Genomic DNA, 4,743 nt, shown 5'->3' on the forward strand with positions numbered 1-4,743 from the left:
ACGAAGACCACATTCGGGGCCATTCACTTTTTCTTGAACGCAGTTAACGTCCCTGTATATGCTGGCCCTCTCGCCTTGGCATTAATTAAGAACAAGTTGGATGAGCACGGATTGTTAAACAGTACCGAACTTCACGAAATTGATGAAGATACTGTTCTTAAGTTTGACAACATGAGTGTTGAATTCTTCCGTACGACGCACTCGATTCCAGATACATTCGGAATTGCAGTGCATACGCCATCAGGAACAATCGTTGAGACTGGTGATTTCAAGTTCGACTTCACCCCAACAACTAAGCAGCCACCTAACGTACAAAAGATGGCCCGCATCGGTTCTGAAGGTGTCCTACTATTAATGTCTGACTCAACGAACGCCGAACGAGCTGAGTTTTCAAAGTCAGAACGTTGGGTGGGTAAGACAATTGACAAGTTGTTTGATGAAATCGATGGCCGCATTATTTTTGCCACGTTCGCATCAAACATGTCACGTGTGCAAATGGCGACTGAAGCTGCCCTCGCCCACGGACGCAAGATTGCCGTCTTCGGCCGTTCAATGGAAAGCGCCGTAACGAATGGTTTGGCCCTTGGCTACTTGGATATTCCAAAAGAAATGTTGGTTGATGCGCACGAAATCAATCACCTTCCTGCTAACGAGGTCTTGATTTTGTCAACGGGATCACAGGGAGAGCCAATGGCTGCCTTGGCCCGCATTGCTAACGGTACACACAAGCAGATTTCAATCCAACCGGATGACACCGTTATCTTCTCAAGTTCACCAATTCCTGGTAACACACAATCTGTTAACCGCGTCATTAACGAACTTGAGGAAGCTGGTGCCACTGTTATCCACGGTAAAATCAACAACATTCACGCTTCTGGTCACGGTGGCCAAGAAGAGCAAAAGTTAATGTTATCTTTGATTAAGCCAAAGTACTTTATGCCTGTTCACGGTGAGTACCGGATGTTGAAGGTTCACGAAGGCATGAGTCATGAAGTTGGTGTGCCAAAGGAAAACACGTTTGTCCTTGATAACGGGGATGTCCTTGCTTTGACCGCTGATTCAGCTCGCGTTGCAGACCACATTCCTGCCGAAGACACGTATGTCGATGGAAACGGTATTGGTGATGTTGGTTCTGCCGTGTTGCGTGATCGCCAAATGTTGTCACAAGACGGTTTGGTTGTTGTGGTCGCAACAATTGACTTGAAGAACCAAGAAATCACAGCCGGTCCTGATATTTTGTCACGTGGCTTTATCTACATGCGTGAGTCAGAAGACTTGATCAATGAAGGTCGCAAGGAAATTTTCCACGCGATTCTAACAGCGATGCGTGAACCAAACGCTAGCGAGCACAGTATTCGCAATGCGGTTGTGTCACAACTACAACGCTTCTTGTACGAGAAGACTAAGCGTCGCCCATTAATCTTGCCTATGTTTATTTTGATCTAGGCCGTTAATAACAAAAAGCGAGTTTACCCATTACCGGTAAACTCGCTTTTTCTATAGCAAATAATTTAATAATGCGCCAATCCCATAAGCAACGCTGGCTGCCACATAACCAACGAGTAATGTTAACCCAATTTCAGCCCGTTTTGATTTATTGGTCAATTCAGCTTTGACCATCCCCAGCAGCGCCAAAGCTACCCCTACAATCAGGAACGAGATTGGAAAAGCCACAGTTGGACTATGAATCACAGCATTTACAATTAAGTAAGCACTCAACGGAATTAACCCAAAAACATTAAAGGACAAAAATGTTGCCACGCCATCCTCAAACGCCGCCCGTTTTGTCTTACCGGCCGTTGCAGATAAGTAGGCACCTGCAGCCATTGAAAATCCATCGGCCAATAAGTTAGAAAAACCCAAGATGATAATGACCACATTGGAAATATCTCCACCAACTGAGCCGGCAACGACCGCAAAAGTGGTAATAATGCCATCTAACCCGCCATATACAATTGGTGACGCAAAACGTTTCATGAAAACACCACCCTAACTGACTCCCTATTCAAGCAACGATACCGCATCATGAATTTTAGTCATATCGGTCATATCAGCCTTACCCTCTTCAAACATTTCAACAAGTCGCTGTTCAGTTGGTGTGCGATCTGCTAGCGCCTTACGCTTTTCAAAACCGTACATCACCCGCAGCAACATCTTATCTGACATACTAATGTCGTCAAAGACAATTTTGCCACCCAAAAGTTGCATGGTGGCATTTGGCATATAATCCAGCATTTGTTCCTGTAAGAAATGAATCGTGGCGTGGTCTTCTGGTGATGTCATCCCAACGACAAACACTTTGACAACCTTAGCCGGATCGAACACATGCGAAATCTCTGGTAGTCCCATAATAACCCGTCGGTAAATTGGCGCAAAGACATAGACTTTCTCAATACCTGGCTCACTCGCTAAGGCTTGACATTGCTTCAAGTCACACAAAGGTAACCCCATCAGCGTTGCGAAAGCCTGCGCATACCTCTCAGTTGTGCCATATTTTGATGCATAAATAACAACCCCATTTGTTTGTTCCATCGGAATCCCCTCCTAGCATGTTTCTTTATCATTCATTATATGCCAGGTGTTTGACCGCTGTATGCTGCCAAAAAGAAAACCATCCACTTTATTTAAGGGGATGGTTTGATATTTTTGAATTATCGTCGCACAATGTCTGGAATTGTGTCTAATTGATTAACTTCGTATGTTGCTTGATATGGCGTGTTGTTTGCCACTTGGTGTAAGTTGACCCAAAGCGTATCAAGGTGATAACGGTTGCCGCCCTGAATGTCCGATGCCAGGCCATCACCAATCATAATTGTGTTGCTGCGCGTCATAGCCGGTTGCTTGTTAAATATCGCATCGAAAAACTCCGTGGCCGGTTTAGCATGGCCAATTTCATCCGATGTCACCATATCATCAAAGTACTTCATAAAGCCGGTATGGGCCATACGTTGTTCCTGCGTGTGTTGCTCCCCGTTTGTGCCCGCAATCAATTTATATCCTTGCTTGGTCAATTGTTGCAATAGCGCCTCCGCGCCATCCAAAACATAGTAATTCTCATTTAAATATCCACGGTACTCTTTTTCAAGTGCAACACCATCGACATCACGACCAAATTGATCAAACAGCGTTGCAAACCGGGTATTGTGGATTTGGTCCTTACTAATTTCACCACGTTCATAAGCCGACCATAATCCCCGATTAATTTGTTGATACTTATCAAACGCTTGGCGAACATCTGGCACTTCGTGATCACGAAAAACATTCAACAAACCAACCTCTTCGCCTTTACGGAAATCCAATAAAGTATCATCTAAATCAAAAATCAAATGTTTATACACTATCACGACCCCACTTTCATATTCTCAGTGTAACAAAAACAGGCAGCCAAAAGCTACCTGTTTTTTAAGTCGTTAGGCCTTATGCCAGTCCCACTTAACATATGCATACGTCAAGAGATATAGCACAAGCGTCGTCGCGAACAACTCCAAGAGCGTTGCCATACGAATGCCTTCTTTCTAAAAAAATTGCACAAAAACTCACTTAATCAGTGTAACACTGTTTTTTCACATTTTAATGAAATGTCCAAAATTCCGGTCAATATTACCAAAATGGATAAGGCTGCGTTGTTGCTACCATATCAAACGCCCGCGAGCCAAGTTCTTCACCGTCGGCATGGCCAAATTCTAACCGCGCTGTTCGAATGCGAATTTGGGTAGCCGTAAAGCGATGAACTTCCTTGTACTGATAGTGTTTACCGCGCATCAATTGCGCTAGAATGACGAATAGTTTAATAAACACTTTGGGACGCTCAATCACAATCAAGTCAATTAAACCGTCTCTTTCATCGGCATCCGGCATAATTTTAATGCCCCCGCCAAAATATGGATGATTTGACAATGTCAGTAAGTAGCCCCGATTAAAGTAATGCCGGCGCTGATTAACATCTAACTCGATTTGAAAAGTATCTTGCAGACTAAATGTCTTGAAGAGTGCTGACAAATAGACTAATTTACCTAACTTTAATTTATTCAATATTTTCTTGTGTGTGGATGCGTTAGCTAATTTGACCGTTGTTGCATCAAACCCAATGCCAACATTATTCACGAAGTAGCGGTGTTCCCGCTTAATCGCATCCACATATTCACCAATATCGATTCGTTCTGGCGTACCCGCGGTCACGTTGGTCAGAATCCGTTTAAAGCCCGCAACTGGGTCAGTTGGTAATTGACGGGCTCGTGCAAAGTCATTGCCTGACCCAGCAGGAATATAAGCCAATGGCAACTGATTTGCATTGCTGTACGCCATAGCACCATTTATTGCTTCATTGAGCGAACCATCCCCGCCCACGATGACGAGTGTTTGATCCGAAGCCTGTTGATACTTTGCAAACAGGCGTGTCCATTCTTTAATATCACCTGCGCGTTGCGAAAAACGAACCTCATAGTCCGTCGCTTGCTCCTTCAGGTACGATTCAAGCACTTGCCAACTTGCAACGGCTTGTCCAGAACTTGCCGCTGGGTTGACCAAAAACGTAAAATGCATGCTATCGTCATCTCTCTTTCATTTACTCCATTAGATAGTATACAAAATTCATACGATTTAGTCAGCAACATCCATGTCTCATCATAATTCCTTCAAAAAAACCACACAACCCAGCCGAGTTGTGTGGTCTGTTACGTGGTTAGTGTGTTGTGCTACCCCAGAACTTCTCTTTGTATGCATCACGTGATTGCTTTTCTTCGT

At 44.1% G+C, this 4,743-nt stretch carries 5 protein-coding genes; 1 reads left to right on the plus strand and 4 read right to left on the minus strand.

Annotated features, from left to right (window positions below; all coding sequences use genetic code 11):
• The coding region (locus tag WEIDD23_RS02005) for a ribonuclease J (protein WP_082778296.1) at positions 1–1,446 on the plus strand (1,446 nt) is incomplete at its 5' end.
• Positions 1,447–1,497: 51 nt separating this feature from the next.
• Here the strand turns inward: WEIDD23_RS02005 and WEIDD23_RS02010 are convergent.
• From WEIDD23_RS02010 to WEIDD23_RS02025, 4 genes are all read right to left on the minus strand, one after another.
• Positions 1,498–1,977: a VIT1/CCC1 transporter family protein gene (locus WEIDD23_RS02010; RefSeq protein ID WP_043708374.1), complete on the minus strand. Its 480-nt coding sequence runs from the start codon at positions 1,975–1,977 to the stop codon at positions 1,498–1,500.
• Positions 1,978–2,001: 24 nt separating this feature from the next.
• The gene (locus tag WEIDD23_RS02015; RefSeq protein ID WP_010373703.1) at positions 2,002–2,532 is read right to left on the minus strand and encodes a flavodoxin domain-containing protein; all 531 of its coding nucleotides are present in this window, start codon (positions 2,530–2,532) and stop codon (positions 2,002–2,004) included.
• Positions 2,533–2,651: 119 nt separating this feature from the next.
• Positions 2,652–3,338 carry a YjjG family noncanonical pyrimidine nucleotidase gene (locus WEIDD23_RS02020; RefSeq protein WP_010373704.1) on the minus strand — a complete coding sequence of 229 codons (687 nt, stop codon included), beginning with the start codon at positions 3,336–3,338 and terminating at the stop codon, positions 2,652–2,654.
• A gap of 262 nt (positions 3,339–3,600) precedes the next feature.
• Positions 3,601–4,542 (minus strand): diacylglycerol/lipid kinase family protein, encoded by a 942-nt coding sequence (locus WEIDD23_RS02025; protein WP_010373705.1) that lies wholly within the window; start codon positions 4,540–4,542, stop codon positions 3,601–3,603.
• Positions 4,543–4,743: the final 201 nt, after the last annotated feature.

This window comes from Weissella sp. DD23 (genome assembly GCF_001579105.1).
Taxonomy (GTDB): Bacteria; Bacillota; Bacilli; order Lactobacillales; family Lactobacillaceae; genus Weissella; species Weissella cibaria.

Excerpts from the sequence above, each read along its gene's own strand:
- WEIDD23_RS02025 (WP_010373705.1), bottom strand. The coding sequence starts at position 4,542 with ATGCATTTTACGTTTTTGGTCAACCCAGCGGCAAGTTCTGGACAAGCC.
- WEIDD23_RS02010 (WP_043708374.1), bottom strand. The coding sequence starts at position 1,977 with ATGAAACGTTTTGCGTCACCAATTGTATATGGCGGGTTAGATGGCATT.
- WEIDD23_RS02015 (WP_010373703.1), bottom strand. The coding sequence starts at position 2,532 with ATGGAACAAACAAATGGGGTTGTTATTTATGCATCAAAATATGGCACA.